This is a genomic window from Streptomyces sp. NPDC004065, from assembly GCF_044903565.1.
In the GTDB taxonomy this organism is placed as follows: Bacteria; Actinomycetota; Actinomycetes; order Streptomycetales; family Streptomycetaceae; genus Streptomyces.
Genome location: NZ_JBJDQT010000007.1, coordinates 81902 through 97451, shown reverse-complemented (window position 1 = coordinate 97451; position 15550 = coordinate 81902). Strand labels below are relative to the sequence as shown.

At 75.5% G+C, this 15550-nt stretch carries 12 protein-coding genes; 7 read left to right on the top strand and 5 right to left on the bottom strand.

Annotated features, from left to right (window positions below):
- Positions 1-16: 16 nt before the first annotated feature.
- From ACI2LW_RS11055 to ACI2LW_RS11040, 4 genes are all read right to left on the bottom strand, one after another.
- The gene (locus ACI2LW_RS11055; protein ID WP_404730890.1) at positions 17-1402 is read right to left on the bottom strand and encodes an NADP-dependent succinic semialdehyde dehydrogenase; all 1386 of its coding nucleotides are present in this window, start codon (positions 1400-1402) and stop codon (positions 17-19) included.
- 76 nt (positions 1403-1478) lie between these two features.
- Positions 1479-1964 carry an NUDIX domain-containing protein gene (locus ACI2LW_RS11050; protein WP_404730889.1) on the bottom strand — a complete coding sequence of 162 codons (486 nt, stop codon included), beginning with the start codon at positions 1962-1964 and terminating at the stop codon, positions 1479-1481.
- Positions 1961-3499 carry an ATP-dependent DNA ligase gene (locus tag ACI2LW_RS11045; protein ID WP_404730888.1) on the bottom strand — a complete coding sequence of 513 codons (1539 nt, stop codon included), beginning with the start codon at positions 3497-3499 and terminating at the stop codon, positions 1961-1963. The genes ACI2LW_RS11050 and ACI2LW_RS11045 overlap by 4 nt, the downstream gene beginning before the upstream one ends.
- Before the next feature lie 193 nt (positions 3500-3692).
- On the bottom strand, positions 3693-4826 hold the full coding sequence (locus ACI2LW_RS11040) for an NAD(P)/FAD-dependent oxidoreductase (RefSeq protein ID WP_404730887.1): 1134 nt from the start codon (positions 4824-4826) through the stop codon (positions 3693-3695).
- 79 nt (positions 4827-4905) lie between these two features.
- Here ACI2LW_RS11040 and ACI2LW_RS11035 point away from each other — a divergent pair, with 79 nt between their 5' ends.
- The 5 genes from ACI2LW_RS11035 to ACI2LW_RS11015 all read left to right on the top strand — a co-directional run bounded on the left by ACI2LW_RS11035 (position 4906) and on the right by ACI2LW_RS11015 (position 9563).
- Positions 4906-5490: a helix-turn-helix domain-containing protein gene (locus tag ACI2LW_RS11035; RefSeq protein ID WP_404730886.1), complete on the top strand. Its 585-nt coding sequence runs from the start codon at positions 4906-4908 to the stop codon at positions 5488-5490.
- Positions 5491-5575: 85 nt separating this feature from the next.
- Positions 5576-6553: an NADPH:quinone oxidoreductase family protein gene (locus ACI2LW_RS11030; protein WP_404730885.1), complete on the top strand. Its 978-nt coding sequence runs from the start codon at positions 5576-5578 to the stop codon at positions 6551-6553.
- Positions 6550-7785 (top strand): acyl-CoA dehydrogenase family protein, encoded by a 1236-nt coding sequence (locus tag ACI2LW_RS11025; RefSeq protein ID WP_404730884.1) that lies wholly within the window; start codon positions 6550-6552, stop codon positions 7783-7785. Before ACI2LW_RS11030 ends, ACI2LW_RS11025 begins: the two co-directional genes overlap by 4 nt.
- Entirely contained in the window at positions 7782-8855 is a 1074-nt protein-coding gene (locus ACI2LW_RS11020) for an acyl-CoA dehydrogenase family protein (RefSeq protein ID WP_404730883.1), read from the top strand. Before ACI2LW_RS11025 ends, ACI2LW_RS11020 begins: the two co-directional genes overlap by 4 nt.
- A gap of 513 nt (positions 8856-9368) precedes the next feature.
- Entirely contained in the window at positions 9369-9563 is a 195-nt protein-coding gene (locus tag ACI2LW_RS11015) for a hypothetical protein (RefSeq protein WP_404730882.1), read from the top strand.
- Between the two features lie 84 nt (positions 9564-9647).
- On the opposite strand, the gene ACI2LW_RS11010 is transcribed toward ACI2LW_RS11015, so the two are convergent.
- Positions 9648-11729 carry a SpoIIE family protein phosphatase gene (locus ACI2LW_RS11010; RefSeq protein ID WP_404730881.1) on the bottom strand — a complete coding sequence of 694 codons (2082 nt, stop codon included), beginning with the start codon at positions 11727-11729 and terminating at the stop codon, positions 9648-9650.
- A gap of 486 nt (positions 11730-12215) precedes the next feature.
- Here ACI2LW_RS11010 and ACI2LW_RS11005 point away from each other — a divergent pair, with 486 nt between their 5' ends.
- Together ACI2LW_RS11005 and ACI2LW_RS11000 are read left to right on the top strand one after the other, a co-directional pair.
- On the top strand, positions 12216-14924 hold the full coding sequence (locus ACI2LW_RS11005; RefSeq protein ID WP_404730880.1) for a LuxR C-terminal-related transcriptional regulator: 2709 nt from the start codon (positions 12216-12218) through the stop codon (positions 14922-14924).
- Positions 14921-15454: a hypothetical protein gene (locus ACI2LW_RS11000; RefSeq protein WP_404730879.1), complete on the top strand. Its 534-nt coding sequence runs from the start codon at positions 14921-14923 to the stop codon at positions 15452-15454. Before ACI2LW_RS11005 ends, ACI2LW_RS11000 begins: the two co-directional genes overlap by 4 nt.
- Positions 15455-15550 lie beyond the last annotated feature (96 nt).

Sequence of the window (15550 nt, the reverse complement as noted above, 5' to 3'; positions counted from 1 at the left end):
CGTAGCCGCGGAAGCCTCACGCTCCGTGCCATACCGTGGTGATGTTGCAGAACTCGCGGATTCCGTGCCCGGACAGCTCACGCCCGTACCCCGAGCGCTTCACCCCGCCGAACGGCAGCGCCGGATGGGAGGCGGTCATCCCGTTGAAGAACACCCCGCCCGCCTCCAGGTCCCGTACGAACCGGTCGACCTCGGCCCCGTCCCGCGTCCACACGTTCGAACTCAGGCCGAACAGCGAGTCGTTGGCGATCAGCACGGCCTCGTCCAGGTCGCCCGCGCGGTACAGCGTGGCGACCGGCCCGAAGGCCTCCTCCCGGTGGATGCGCATCTCCCGGGTGACGCCGGCCAGCACGGTCGGCGGGTAGTACCAGCCCGGCCAGGCGGGCCGTTCGCCGCCGCACAGCACGCTCGCGCCGGCACGCCTGGCGTCGTCGACCAGCTCCTCCAGATCGGCACGCCCGCGCTCGCTGGAGAGCGGCCCGATCTCGGTGTCCTCCTGCATCGGGTCGCCCATCTTCAGCGCCTTCATACCGGCCACGAAACGCTCGGCGAAGGCGTCGTAGACGTCCGTGTGCACGATGAACCGCTTGGCCGCGATGCACGACTGCCCGTTGTTCTGCACCCGTGCGGTCACCGCCACCGCGGCGGCCCGGTCGACGTCGGCCGAGGGCATCACGATGTACGGGTCGCTGCCGCCCAGCTCCAGCACCGTCTTCTTGATCATCTCCCCGGCGGTGGAGGCGACCGCCCGCCCGGCCGGCTCGCTGCCGGTGAGCGTGGCCGCCCGCACCCGCTCGTCGCGCAGGATGTCGTCGACCGCACCGGAGCCGATCAGCAGCGTCTGGAAGCAGCCCTCGGGGAATCCGGCCCGGTGGAAGAGGTCCTCCAGGTACAGGGCGGTCTGCGGCACGTTGGAGGCGTGCTTGAGCAGGCCGACGTTGCCGGCCATCAGCGCGGGCGCCGCGAACCGGACGACCTGCCACAGGGGGAAGTTCCAGGGCATCACGGCGAGCACCGGGCCGAGCGGCCGGTAGCGGACCAGGGCACGGGAGGCGCCGGAGTCCTTCACGTCGGACTCGGCGGGCTCCTCGTCGGCGAGCAGTCCCTCGGCGCGCTCGGCGTACCAGCGCATCGCCTTGGCGCACTTGGCCGCCTCCGCGCGGGCCTGCTTGACCGGCTTACCCATCTCCGTGGTCATGACACGGGCGATCTCCTCCCGGTCCTCGTCGAGGAGGTCGGCGGCCCGGTTCATCAGCCGGGCGCGCTCGTCGAAACCCGTGGTCCGGTACGTACGGAAGGTGGCCTCGGCGAGCTGGAGCCGGCGCTCGACCTCCTCCTCGTCCATGGCCTCGTACGTCTTGAGCGTCTCGCCGGTGGCCGGGTTCACCGTGGCGATGGACATGGCTGACCTCCCCTTCGAGCGGGCTGTGCTTCGACCTTCGCGCGCCGCGGTGCCGAACGCAACGCGTGCGGCCTCCTCAGAGCGAGTGCTCAGCCAGTCGGTCGAGAAACGCGGCCTGGGCCGTGACGATCACCTGGCGGGCGCGGTCGAGCCCGAACCACGCCACGCGGTCGATCTCCGGGAACTCCCGCACGTTCCCGGACCGGGGCGGCCACTCCATCCGGAAGGTGCCGGGGACGATCGACTCCGGGTCGAGGTCGCCCTCGACCGCCCAGGCCGTGACCACCTTGCCGTTGCGCTGCCGGACCTCGCCGAGGGGCAACGGCTCGCCGTCGGGCGGCGCCAGCCCCAGCTCCTCGCGGAACTCACGGCGGGCGGCGTCCCAGGCGGGCTCGTCCGGCTCGTACTCGCCCTTGGGCACCGTCCACGCCCCGGCCTCGCGCCTGGTCCACAGCGGACCGCCCATGTGCCCGAGCAGGACCTCCAGCCCGTCGCCGGCGCGCCGGTACAGCAGCAGGCCGGCGCTGCGCCTGCCGCGCCGGTCCCGCCCCGCGCCCGTCACGGCCGCACCTGCGGATGGGCGGCCAGCACCTGCTCCACGGTGTCCGCGTCCTCGGGGCGCTTGTCCTCGCGGTAGCGCACGAGGCGGGCGAAGCGGAGGGTGACCCCCGCCGGGTAGCGGCTGGAGCGCTGCAGGCCGTCGTAGGCGATCTCGGCGACGAGTTCGGGCCGTACGACGACGCCCCAGCCCCGCTCCTCGACGGCCAGCTCCCGCAGGCGCCCGGTCTGCCAGGCCAGCAGCGTGTCGGTCATGCCCTTGAAGGTCTTGCCGAGCATGGCGAAGCCGCCGTCCGCGGTCCGCGCGCCCAGGTGCAGATTGGACAGCCGGCCGGTGCGCCGGCCGTGGCCCCACTCGGCGGCCAGGACCACCAGGTCCAGGGTGTGCACGGGCTTGACCTTCAGCCAGGAGGCTCCGCGCCGGCCCGCGCTGTACGGCGCGTCGAGCGCCTTCACCACGACGCCCTCGTGGCCGCGCTCCAGGGTCGTGGCGAGGAACTCCTCGGCCCGCCGGGTGTCCGCCGGGCCGCCGACCAGGGCACGGGCGACCCGCATCGGCTCCGGGACCAGCCGGGCCAGCTCGGCGTGCCGCTCGGCGAACGGCAGGTCCAGCAGGTCCCGGTCGCCGACCGCGAGCGCGTCGAAGAACACCGGGGAGACCGGAACGGCCTCGGCCGCCGCCGCCACGTCCAGCCGGGACCCCACACGCCCGGCCGTCTCCTGGAACGAGCGCGGGCGCCCGTCCGCGGTGAAGGAGATCACCTCGCCGTCCAGCACGAACCGGTCCCCGGCCAGCTCCAGCGCGGCCGCGGTGACCTCCGGCAGCCGGGCGGTGATGTCGTCCAGCGTGCGGGTGTGGACGCGTACGCTGCCGCCGTCCCGGTGCACCTGCACCCGGATGCCGTCCAGCTTCTCCTCGACGGCGCACGCGCCCAGCCTCTCCACCGCCTCCGCCACCGAGGAGGCGCTCTGCGCGAGCATCGGCAGCACCGGACGGCCCACGGTGAGCCGGAACCGCTCCAGCGCCGCCGGTCCCTCGGCCAGCAGCGCCCGCGCCACCGTCTGCAGCGACCCGGCCAGCATCACCGCCCGCCGCACCTGCGCGGGCGGCGCGCCCGTGGCCTCGGCCAGACCCTCGACGGCGATGGCGTCCAGCGCCCCCTGCCGGACCTCCCCGGTGAGCAGGCCCCGCAGGAAGCGCTGCTCGTCCTCGGTGGCCGCGCCCATCAACTCGCCCACGATCCCGGACCGTTCGGCCTGCGAGCCGGGCCCTGACACCTTGCCGAGCTCGGTCAGCCGGGCATCCACCGCCCGTACCGTGAGCGTGGCCTCGGCGGCCGGCGCGACCTCGCGTCCCAGCACCTTCCAGCCCACGCCCAGCCGCCCCTGCGGCAGCCGTCCCGCCAGGTACGGAATGACGACCGGCACGTCGTCCGCGTCCGCGTCCCGGAACAGCTGCGCGAGCAGCGCGATCTTCCGGGACCGCGCCGAAGTGGCCGCGACCTCCCGTGACACCTGTGCCAGCCGGGCGAGCAGCATGCAGTCATGGTGCACCGGAGGGGACCGCTCCACACCTGCGCGGCACCCCGGGAGGGGCCCGGCTCCGGGAGGGGCCCGGCCTCGGGAGGTCCCCGGCTCCGGGTCCCGGGCTGTGGGACGGCACTGTGGGAAGCCTGCCGGGCTCTGGAACGGCCCGGACCCCGGGAGGCGGCCGCCGTGCGGGGGAGTGCGGTCAGGCGTCCTCGCCGTCCGCGCCGTCCGCTCCCTTCGCGCCGTCCGTGCCGTGCACGCCGCCGTCCCTCGCGGCCGCGCGGGCGGCGACGGCGGCGTCCAGGTCGGCGAACAGCAGTTCGCCGTTGATCGCCGCGCCCGCCCGGTAGCCACGGCTGGCCGCGTTGATCACCTGCTCGGCGAACCCGCTCGCGTTCCCCGCCGCCCACAGTCCGGGCACGGTGGTCAGGCCCCGCTCGTCGACGACGGGGTACGCGCCGAACGGGGTCTCGGTCAGCTCTGCGCCCAACTGTTCGAGCAGGCCGGTCCGCGGGACCGCGCGCGGGGCCACGAACAGCGCCTCGCAGGGGTGCACCGCACCCTGCCCGGAGGCGGTGTCCCCGGCCAGGCGCACGCCCGTGAGCCGGTCGTCCTCGACGACGAGTTCCGCCACCTCGCCGGGCACCACCTCGACCCCGGCCGCGGCCAGCCGGTCCAGGTCCTCGGCGGACAGTCGCTCCCCGGCCACCTCGTGCAGGAAGAGCGTCACGTCCTTGGACCACTGGGTCACCATCAGCGCCTGGTGGACGCTCGTCGGCGTGGTGGCCAGCACGCCGAAGGCCCGGTCGCGGACCTCCCAGCCGTGGCAGTAGGGGCAGTGCAGCACATCCCGGCCGAAGCGCGCGGCCACGCCCGGGACCCGCGGCAGTTCGTCCTGCAGACCGGTGGCGACGACCAGGTGGCGGGCGCGGACCGTGTCGCCGCCGGCCAGGGTCACCTCGAACCGCCCCTCCGCGTCGCGTCCGGCCCGCACCGCCCGGTCCCGTACCAGTCCGACCCCGTACCGGGCGATCTCCGCGCGGCCGGTGGCGAGGAACTCGGCCGGCGGCATGCCGTCCCGGGACAGGAACCCCTGCATGTGCGCGGCGGGCGCGTTGCGCGGCTCGCCCGCGTCGACGACCAGGGTGCGCCGCCGCGCGCGGCCGAGGACCAGCGCGGCGGACAGCCCCGCCGCGCCGCCCCCGACGACGACCGCTTCGTACCCGTGCCCGTCGGGTGCCCTCCGCACCGCTTCCGCCTTCTCCGTCGCCGTCTTCCCCGTCGTCGTCTTCCGCGTCTTCCCCGTCGTCCCGGTCGTCTCCGTCTTCCCGGTCATGGCCGACCACCTCCGCCGCCGACCATCGCCCGCGCCCTGCCGGATTGACAAACGTCTTTGCCGAACCTGCAATGTCGACATGACGACGGACGACGTACTGGCGGGTGTGGGGCCGAGGCTGCGGCGCATCCGCAAGGAGCGGGAGGTCACCCTCGCCGCCCTCTCGGAGACGACCGGCATCTCCGTCAGCACGCTCTCGCGGCTGGAGTCCGGGCTGCGCAAACCCAGCCTGGAGCTGCTGCTGCCCATCGCGCGGGCCCACCGGGTGCCGCTGGACGAACTGGTCGGCGCGCCTCCGGTGGGCGACCCGCGGGTGCGGGCCAGGCCGTTCGTGCGCGGGGGCCGCACCCACTGGCCGCTGACCCGGCAGCCGGGCGGCCTGCAGGCCTTCAAGGTGCTCGAACCGCGGCGCAGGCAGGAGCCGGACCCGCGCACCCACGAGGGCTACGAGTGGCTGTACGTGCTGTCCGGGAGGCTGCGCGTCGTGCTCGGCGAGCACGACGTGGTGCTCGGCGCGGGGGAGGCGGCCGAGTTCGACACGCGCGTGCCGCACTGGTTCGGCTCCACGGGAGAGGGGCCGGTGGAGTTCCTCAGCCTGTTCGGACCGCAGGGGGAACGCATGCATGTGCGCGCGCGGCCGTCGCGGCGTGGCGAGGACGACTGAGACCGGGTGTTCCCCGATGGGCAAGCGACCGCTTAGTATGCGATCCGTTCCAGTCCGGTGAAACGCGGTCCCCTGGAGGCGGCGCATGCAGGCATGGCGAGTGCACGAGAACGGCGAACCGGGCGAGGTGATGCGCCTGGAGGAGACCGCGCCACCCGTCCCCGGCGACGGCCAGGTCGTGCTGAAGGTGCGCGCCGCGAACATCAACTTCCCGGACGCGCTGATGTGCCGCGGCCAGTACCAGGTCAGGCCGCCGCTGCCGTTCACCCCCGGGGTGGAGATCTGCGGCGAGACCGAGGACGGCCGCCGGGTGATCGCCAACCCCGCGCTGCCGTACGGCGGTTTCGCCCAGTACGCCGTCGCCGACGCCGCCGCCCTGCTGCCCGCGCCCGACGCCCTCGACGACGCCGAGGCCGCCGCCCTGCACATCGGCTACCAGACCGGCTGGTTCGGGCTGCACCGCCGTGCGCACCTCCAGGCGGGCGAGACGCTGCTCGTGCACGCCGCCGCCGGGGGAGTGGGCAGCGCGGCCGTGCAGCTCGGCAAGGCGGCCGGCGCCACCGTCGTCGGCGTCGTCGGCGGGGCCGCGAAGGCCGACGTGGCCCGTGGGCTCGGCTGCGACGTCGTGATCGACCGGCACGCCGAGGACGTCGTCGCCGCGGTCAAGGAGGCCACCGGCGGCCGGGGCGCCGACGTGATCTACGACCCGGTCGGCGGCCAGGCCTACGCCCAGTCCGCCAAGACCGTCGCCTTCGAGGGCCGGATCGTGGTCGTGGGCTTCGCGAGCGGCACCATCCCCAGCCCCGCCCTCAACCACGCGCTGGTCAAGAACTACTCCATCCTGGGCCTGCACTGGGGCCTGTACAACACCAAGAACCCGAAGCTGGTCCAGCACTGCCACGAACAGCTCACCGAGCTGGCCGACCGGGGCGCGATCAGGCCGCTGGTGAGCGAGCGGGTGCCGCTGGGCGGCGCCGCCGACGCCGTCCAGCGGGTCGCCGACGGCGTCACCACCGGCCGTATCGCCGTGGTGCCCGCGCTGGAGAACGGAGCCGCCGCATGACCGACCACCCCATCGACGCGGCGGAACTGCGCCGCCGCACCCGCGAGTTGCTGGCCGCGCACCCGCCCGCGGCCACCGACCGCCTCGACTTCCTCAGGGCCCGCTTCGACGCCGGACTCGCCTGGGTGCACTACCCCGAGGGTCTCGGCGGACTGGGCGCTCCCCGCTCGCTCCAGGCCGTGGTGGACGCCGAACTCGAGGCGGCCGGCGCGCCCGACAACGACCCGCGCCGCATCGGCATCGGCCTGGGCATGGCCGCCCCGACCATCCTGCGCTACGGCGCCGAGGAGCAGAAGCAGCGCTTCCTCAGGCCGCTGTGGACCGGCGAGGAGGTCTGGTGCCAGCTCTTCAGCGAGCCCGGCGCCGGCTCCGACCTGGCCGCCCTGGGCACCCGCGCCGTCCGGGACGAAGGGGGCGCCTCCGGACCGGGCGAAGACGGGGGCGGGGGCGGGGGAGACTGGATCGTCAACGGGCAGAAGGTGTGGACGTCAAGCGCCCACGTCGCCCGCTGGGCCATCCTGATCGCCCGCACCGACCCGGACGTGCCCAAGCACGCCGGCATCACCTACTTCCTCTGCGACATGACCGACCCCGGCGTCGAGGTGCGGCCGCTGCGGCAGATCACCGGCGAGGCCGAGTTCAACGAGGTCTTCCTCACCGACGTCCGCATCCCCGACTCCCGCCGCCTCGGCGCGGTCGGCGACGGCTGGCGGGTCGCGCAGACCACCCTGATGAACGAGCGCGTGTCCATCGGCGGCATGCGGCTGCCCCGCGAGGGCGGCATGATCGGCCCGGTGGCCAGGACCTGGCGCGAGCGCCCGGAGCTGCGCACCCACGACCTGCACCAGCGGCTGCTGGGGCTGTGGGTGGAGGCCGAGGTCGTCCGCCTCACCGGCGAGCGGCTGCGCCAGCAGCTCGTCGCCGGCCAGCCCGGCCCGGAGGGCTCCGGCATGAAGCTCGCCTTCGCCCGCCTCAACCAGGAGATCAGCGGCCTGGAGGTGGAACTGCGCGGCGCGGAGGGACTGCTGTACGACGACTGGACCATGCGCCGCCCGGAGCTGGTCGACTTCACCGGCCGGGACGCGGGCTACCGCTATCTGCGGGCCAAGGGCAACAGCATCGAGGGCGGGACCAACGAGGTCCTGCTGAACATCGTCGCCGAGCGCGTCCTGGGCCTGCCCCCCGAGCCGCGCACCGACAAGGACGTCGCCTGGAAGGACCTCGCCCGATGACGGATCTGCTGTACTCCGAGGAGGAGGAGGCGCTGCGCTCCGCGGTGCGGGACCTGCTCACCGACCACTGCGACCCGGCGGGCGTGATCGCGCGGGTGGAGTCGCGGACTCCGCACGACCTCGCCCTGTGGACGTCGCTCGCCGACGGGATGGGCCTGGCCGGCCTGCTGGTGCCGGAGAAGCTGGGCGGCCACGGCGCCACCCACCGGGAGGCGGCCGTCGTCCTGGAGGAGCTCGGCCGGGCCGTCGCCCCCGTGCCCTACCTCACCAGCGCCGTCGTCGCCACCGAGGCCCTGCTGGCCTGCGCCGACGAGGAACTGCTGGGCGCCCTCGCCTCCGGGCGCACCCGGGGCGCACTCGCCGTAGGGCTGCACGCGGCGCCAGGGGCCGCGTTCCCGGCGGCACGGCTCGAGGGCGGCGCCCTGCACGGCGAACTGACCGGCATCGCGGACGCGGCCGCCGCCGACGTCCTGCTCGTGCCCGCCGACGACGGCGGGCTGTACGCCGTGGACGCGCAGGCGGTGACCGTCACCCCGCAGGTGTCCCTCGACCTCACCCGCCCGCTGGCCGCCGTACGGCTGGACGGCGCGTCCGGCCGCCGGCTGGGCGCCGCCGAACCCGCCGTACGGCGGGCCCTGCGCGCCGGGGCCGGACTGCTCGCCTCCGAGCAACTGGGCCTGGCCGACTGGACGCTGACGGAGACGGTCCGCTACCTGAAGGAGCGCAAGCAGTTCAACCGGCCCGTCGGCGGCTTCCAGGCGATCAAGCACCGGCTGGCCCAGCTGTGGCTGGAGGTCGCCGGGCTGCGCGCCGCCGCCCGCAACGCGGCCGACGCGCTCGCCCGCGACGAGGACGTCGACGTGGCGGTCGCCGTCGCGCAGGCCTACGCCGCACCCGTCGCCGTCCACGCCGCCGAGGAGGCGCTGCAACTGCACGGCGGGATCGGCATGACGTGGGAGCATCCGGTCCACCTCCACCTCAAGCGGGCCAAGGCGGACTCGATCGCGTACGGCACGGCGGGCGCCCATCGCGAGGCGCTGGCCGGGCTGGTCGACCTCCAGGCGCCCTGATCCCGGCGCAGGCGCCCGACCCGCCCGGCTCCCGGACACCGTCCGCCCGACGGTGTCGGGGGCGGGCCCGCCCCTGCACGGACGGGCCCGCCCCGCCGCCCCGGACCGGCGTTTCCGCCACGCACACCGACGGCGCACAGCACAGGAAGGTCTGCGGGACGGCACGCAGGACGTCGCGGGCCGTCCGGCTCGACGACGGATCCTCCCCGGGAGCCGGGAGCCGGGAGCCGGGAGCCGGGAGCCGGGAGCCGGGAGCCGGGAGCCGGGAGCCGGGAGCCGGGAGCCGGCCCCCGGGCCCCGGGCCCCGGGCGGCCCGCGGTGCGCGCCGCGCGGTCCCGGCGGCCGGGCGCGCGTGGTCGGCGGGTGCGGTTGCGGCCGCCGTACCCGACACGCCCGGCCGGGCCCGTGCGGAACCACACGAACGGCGGACACGTCTGCCGCCCGGTCCGCTCCTCCACTGCGCCACACTTGCGGCCGAAAGCCGCGAAGCGGGCGCGGCGGAGGAGGATGACGATGGCCATTTCCATCTCGGTCGTGCTGCTGCTGGCGATCCTCGCGATCATCTTCGTGCGCAACGGCGCGCTGAAGTTCTCCCACGCGCTGGTCTGCGTGCTGCTCGGGTTCTTCCTGGCCGGCTCCAGCATGGCGCCCACCATCCACGAGGGGCTGGTGGCCACCGCGCAGATCGTCGGCAGCCTGCGGCCCTGAACCCGGCCCGCCGGCCCGCCCGGCACGCCCGTCCCGAAGGCCCGCGAGACGCCGCCCCCGCTCGGACGGCCGGGAACGCGGCCGTCAGCCGCTGTCCGCAAGCGCCTGTTCGGTCCAGACGGTCTTGCCCTCGGTGGTGAACCGCGTGCCCCACGCCTGGGCGAGCTGCGCGGCGATGAACAGGCCCCGGCCGCCCTCGTCCGCCACCCGGGCGTGCCGCAGGTGCGGGGCGGCCGGTCCCGAGTCCCGCACCTCGCAGGTCAGGTTGCGGTCGTTGATGAGGCGCAGCTCGATGGGCGGGGCGCCGTGGCGGACCGCGTTGGTGACGAGCTCGCTGACGATCAGCTCCGTGTTGAAGGCGGTCTCGGGGTCCACGTTCCAGGCGGCGAGCTGGGCGCGGGTGCGGCGCCGGGCGGTCGCCACCGAGGCGGGGTCGGCGTCGAGCCGCCAGGCCGCGAAGCCCTCCGGCGCGAAGGAGCGGGTGCGGGCCACGATCACCGCCGCGTCGCCCGACCAGACGCCCTCCGGCAGGGAGTACACGATGGCGTCGCACAGCTCCTGCAGCCGCCGGTCGGCGTAGTCGGGCGCCGTCTTCAGCGGCTGGGAGGCGTCGGCGAGGTAGGCGGTGAGGACCGGATCGCTGGTGAAGACCAGCACGCTGCCGTCGGGCACCTTGAACTCGACGGTCGCGAACGGCGCGTCCTCGGTCGTGCCCAGGCACGGCCCGGCGGGGGCGTCCGGCATCGTGACCGTGTGGTCGGGGTGGACCACGACGGCCGCCAGCCGGCCGGCCGACGCCATCACGCAGGTTCCGGTCAGGGGGTCGTGGATGGCGTACACGCAGTTGGCGGTGAGCGCCTCACGGCGCACGGGGTCGCCCAGCGGCAGATTGGCCCGCTCGAAGGCGAGCTCGCCCGCCGTGTCGTGCAGCCGGGCGAGCAGCTCGTCGGGAGCGAGGTCGAACGCCGACAGGGACCGTATGACCGTCCGCAGCTGGCCCATGGTCGCGGCGGCGTTCAGCCCGCGCCCGGAGACGTTGCCCACCACCAGCGCGGTACGGGCGCTGGACAGCGCGACGGTGTCGTACCAGGCGCCGGGGTCCGCGCCCGTGACCGACAGGTAGGCCGTCTCCAGGGAGGCGTGGGTCTCGGGGCGCCGGGGCAGCAGCTGGCGCTGGACCGTGGCGGCGACGGTGTGCTCGCGGATGAAACGGCGGGCGTTGTCGATGCACAGCGCCGTGTGCGCGGCCAGCTCCACCGCCAGTTGCCGGTCGCCCGTGTCGAACGGCGGGGACTGGCCCGCACGGTACAGACTGACCAGGCCGAGCGCGGTGTCGCGCAGGGCCAGCGGCACCACGAGCAGGGTGTGGGACTGCGACTGGTGGATCGCCTCGGCGCGGTGCGGGTCCACGGACATCCACTCGGCGGACGGGCCCAGCGGCACCACGCGGGGGCGCAGGTCGGTCAGGGCCTGGGTGTAGGGCGTGGGCGCCGGCAGGCGGCGTATGTCACCGACCGGGTGGGCCTGCGGCGGTCTCGGGTGGCTGCTGGCGAACGCGGTGCGCATCAGGGGGGTGCCCGGCGGCAGCGGGGCCAGCGGGGGCTCGTCGCCGCGGATCACCGAGTCCACCACCTCCACGACCGCGATGTCGGCGAAATCGGGCACCACCGCGCCGACGAACTCCTCGCCGGTCACCGCCGGATCCAGCGTCCGCCCCACCCGCCGGCGGATCGCGTCGAGCACGCGGGTGCGGGCGCGCGCCTGTTCGCGCTCGGTGACGTCGATCGCGGTGATCGCGAGGCCGAGCACCTCTTGCCGCGGGTTCTCCAGGCGCTGGGCGGAGACCTCGAAGTGGCGCTCCTGCGGAGGGTCACCCCGGATGCGCGCCCGGACGATGCGCTTCGACAGGGGAGTACCGGTGTGCAGAACCTCCCGCAGGACGCTCTCCACGTCGTTGTCCTCGACCATGCGGTAGGCCTCGCGCACCGGTCGCCCGACGAGATGCGACAGCGGCACCCCCTGCATGGCGGGTGTGGCGGTGTTGAGCCGGACCACCCGCAGGTCGGTGTCCACCAGGTGCAGCCCGATCGGTGCGCTGGTGAAGAGGGCCTCCAGCATGGAGACCGACCTCTCGTCCAGGCGCTGCCCGGGGTCGCCGTCCGCCACTGGTCCCTCCTCACGGCCCGGCCGTCCCGTCCGGCCCGCCGCACGCGTACCGCTCACGGGGAACACGTCCAGATTGCGCCGCCCCGGGGCCCTCCGCACTCGCAGGGCCGGCCCGGCCCCGCGCGCCCGGGGTGAGCGGCACGCCGTCCAGGCCCCGTACACCCGGTGGGAGCGGCGCGCCGGTCGGGCTGGGTGTGCGGCGGGGGCCGGTCCGGCCGGGCGCGCGCGGGGGGCCGGTGACTCCGGCCGCGTCGCCCGCACACGGGGCCGGGGACGGCCACGTCACCGCGCAGGGCCGGTGACCGGCCGCGTCACGACGCGGGGGCCGGTGACCGGCCACCTCACCGCGCGGGCCGGTGACCGGCCACCTCACCGCGCGAGCCCGGACGGGATGGCGCACCGGCTCCTTCCGCAACGCGCGCGCCCCGCGAAAGCCTGAGATCCTGAGCGAGGTGAGCGCTGCCCAGGACATGACGGACAGTGGTGGTGAGCGCGGTGTCCGATTCCGGTGACCCCAAGCCCGGGAGCACGGCCGAAGGTGTGGATCCTCTGGGCGACCCCTTCCTGCGTACCCGGTTCGCCGTACCGGTGCGGCCCGCCACCTTCCTGCGCCGGCAGCGCCTCCTCGACCATCTCGACCAGGCGCTGGACACACCGCTGACGATGGTCAACGGCGGCGCGGGCGCGGGCAAGACGCTGCTCGCCGCCGACTGGGCGGACCGCCAGGCCCCGCCGGTCGCCTGGCTGACCTGCGACACCACCGACCAGGCGCCCGGCGTCTTCTGGGCCTATCTGCTGGAGGCCCTGCGGGCCGGCGGGGTGCGCGAGGCCGGCGAGATCGGCTCCCCGGCCGACGCAGGCGCGGTGGACCACGCGCTGCTCGCCCGGCTCGCCGCGGAACTGAACGGGCGGGAGCGGCCCGTGACCGTCGTCCTCGACGAGTACGACCGCGTGACCGCCCCCGAGATCGCGGAACAGCTCGGGTTCGTCCTGCAGCACGCCGGACGGGGCCTGCGCCTGGTCCTCGTCACCCGCAGCGAACCCCTGCTTCCCCTGCACCGGTACCGCGCCGACGGCACCCTCACCGAGATCCGGGACGCCGAACTCGCCTTCACCCCCGAGGAGGCGACGACGCTGCTGGAGCTGCACGGCCTGCGCCTGGGCGAGGCCGCCGCCCGCGCGCTGGTGGAGCGCACCCGGGGCTGGGCGGCGGGCCTGCGGCTGTGCGCCCTGGCCGCGCGGGAGAGCAGCGACCCCGAGACCTACCTCAAGGAGTTCGAGGCCGGGCAGAGCACCATCGCCGACTTCCTGCTGGCCGAGGTGCTGCGGCGGCAGCCCGCCGAGACCCAGGACCTGTTGCTGCGCGTGAGCGTCCTCGACCGCTTCTGCCCGGACCTCGCCAACGCCCTCGCCGGCCGCCGCGACGCCGAGCCGATCCTGACCGGACTGCACCGCGCGAACGCCTTCGTCGAGCACCTGGGCCACTCCTGGTACCGCCTTCACCCGCTCTTCGCGGAGATCCTCGGCGCCCACCTCCGGGTGCGCTGCCCGGGTCTGGAGACCGAACTGCACCGCAGGGCCGCCGAGTGGCTGCGGCACGCCGGGCCGCTGCCCGAGACCCTCGCCCACGGCGCGGCCGCGGGCGACTGGGAGTTCACCGCTCGCGCGCTCGTCGACGACCTGGCGATCGGGCAGTTCTTCACCGGCCTGCGCTCCGGCAACCTGGACGGGCTGTTCGCCCGCATGACCCCCGACGTCGCCGGTCCCGAGGCGGACCTGGTGCGCGCGGCGCGCGAGCTGTCCGGGCGCGACCTGGACCGCGCCCGGTTCCATCTGGAACACGCCCGGCGGGAGCTGGACGGGCCCGGAACCGGGCGGGAACCGGACGGCCGGAACGCGCCGGGCACCGCGGCGGCCCGGCTGAGCTGCGCCCTGCTGGACGTCCTCACCGCCCGGCTGACCGGTTCCCCCGGCCTGGCCGAGCACGCGGCGGAACGGGCCAGGCGGCTGCGGCACGACCTTCCGCCCGCACTGCTGGACCAGCACCCCGAACTCGCCGCCCTGCTGCAGACCCACCTGGGCTCGGCGCGGCTGTGGGCCGGACGGTTCGACGACGCCCGCGCCGCCCTGCGCGTGGTCGCGGAGCCCTCGGGCGGGGCGGCGACGGCGCTGCCCCGGGAGGACTCCCTCAGCCAGCTCGCGCTCATCGACCAGCTCACCGGCCGGCCCGCCCGCGCCGAACGCGGGGCCCGGGCGGCCCTGGCCGACGCGGAGCGCTTCGGCCTGTCCGAGGAGACCGGCTCGGGCCTCGCGCACCTGGTCCTGGCAGCGGTGGCCGTCGAACGCGACGAGCTCGACCAGGCCCAGGCCCTGCTGGACCTGGCGACGGCCGGCCGGCCCGGGCCGCCGGACCCCGTGACCGCGGCCTGCCTGCTCATGGCACGGGCCCGCCTGCAACTGGCCCGCGGCCGGGTCCGGGCCGCCCTGGAGACCGCCGGGACGGCCGTGCCCGCGGCGGTGGCCTCGCCCTGGGCCGAGGACCACACGGCGCTGATCGCCTCCGCCGCCCATCTGGCCGAGGGCCGTCCCGAGACGGCCGTGAAAGTGGTCCAGGAGGCCGCCGGGCGGGACACCGGCTGCGCCGTGGCCGCCGCCCGCGCCCAACTGGCCGCGGGGAACCGGGAGGCCGCCCTCGAACTGCTGGAGAGCCTGGACGCCGGGGAGCACGCCGGTCCCGCGGTGACGGTGCGCGCCCTGCTGGTCCGGGCCGAGGCCGCCGACCGGGCGGGCGACCACGCCACCGCGCACCGGCTGGCCTCGCGGGCGCTGCTGGAGGCCCGCCGGGACCGGCTGCGGCGGCCCTTCCTCGAGGCCGGCCCGTGGCTGCGCCGGCTGCTGCGCGCCGACACGCCCCGGGAGCCCGGCCGGGACTGGCCCTTCGGGCACACCGCCGCCGGGCCCGGCGCCGCGCTCCACGCGGAGCGGCCCGCCGCGCCGGTCGTCGAGGAGCTGAGCGGCCGGGAGCGCGACGTGCTCCGGCGGCTCGCGCAGATGATGTCGACCGAGGAGATCGCCGCGGACCTCTTCGTGTCGGTGAACACGGTCAAGACCCACCTCAAGAGCGTCTACCGCAAGCTCGGCGTCAACCGCCGCAACGAGGCGGTCCGCCGGGCCCGCGAGCTGGAGCTGCTGTGAGCGCCGTGTCCCGGGCCGGGGCCGGCGGCACCGGAACCCCGGCGCGCGCGGCCGGGCGCAGGGCCCACACCGACTACACGGGCGGCGTGTACGGCTCGATGCTCGCCGCCTCCGTGGTGGTCGGCGCCGGAGCGGTGGGCGAGTTCCCGCGCATCCAGCTGGCCGTGCTGCTGCTGCTCACCGGGGTGGTGTTCTGGCTGGGGCACGTGCACGCCGAGCTGTTCGGTGCGCGGCTGGCCCAGCACGGGCTGGACCGCCGGATGGTGCTGCACGTGTGCCGCGACGAGTGGCCGATCGTCAAGGCCGCCGTGCCGCCGGCCGTCGCGGTCGCCGTCAGCCCGCTGCTCGGCCTGGACCTGGCCGGCGCGGTGTGGCTGGGACTCGCCGTGGCGGTCGCCGGGCAGGTGGGCTGGTCCATGGCCGCGGCCCGCCGCGCGGGCGCCTCCTGGCGCCTGGTCGCGCTCAGCGCCGCGGTCAACCTGGTGATCGGTCTGCTGATCCTCACGTTCAAGATCGTGCTGACCCACTGACACCCGCGCGCCGCGCCGCCGGGCCCGCCGCGCCGCCGGGCCCGCCCGGCGAGCCGTATCACCTGTGCCGGGTGAGGCCCGTACGTCCCCCAGGGC

Excerpts from the sequence above, each read along its gene's own strand:
- ACI2LW_RS11015 (WP_404730882.1), top strand. The coding sequence starts at position 9,369 with ATGGCCATTTCCATCTCGGTCGTGCTGCTGCTGGCGATCCTCGCGATC.
- ACI2LW_RS11035 (WP_404730886.1), top strand. The coding sequence starts at position 4,906 with ATGACGACGGACGACGTACTGGCGGGTGTGGGGCCGAGGCTGCGGCGC.
- ACI2LW_RS11020 (WP_404730883.1), top strand. The coding sequence starts at position 7,782 with ATGACGGATCTGCTGTACTCCGAGGAGGAGGAGGCGCTGCGCTCCGCG.
- ACI2LW_RS11030 (WP_404730885.1), top strand. The coding sequence starts at position 5,576 with ATGCAGGCATGGCGAGTGCACGAGAACGGCGAACCGGGCGAGGTGATG.
- ACI2LW_RS11045 (WP_404730888.1), bottom strand. The coding sequence starts at position 3,499 with ATGCTGCTCGCCCGGCTGGCACAGGTGTCACGGGAGGTCGCGGCCACT.
- ACI2LW_RS11025 (WP_404730884.1), top strand. The coding sequence starts at position 6,550 with ATGACCGACCACCCCATCGACGCGGCGGAACTGCGCCGCCGCACCCGC.
- ACI2LW_RS11055 (WP_404730890.1), bottom strand. The coding sequence starts at position 1,402 with ATGTCCATCGCCACGGTGAACCCGGCCACCGGCGAGACGCTCAAGACG.
- ACI2LW_RS11040 (WP_404730887.1), bottom strand. The coding sequence starts at position 4,826 with ATGACCGGGAAGACGGAGACGACCGGGACGACGGGGAAGACGCGGAAG.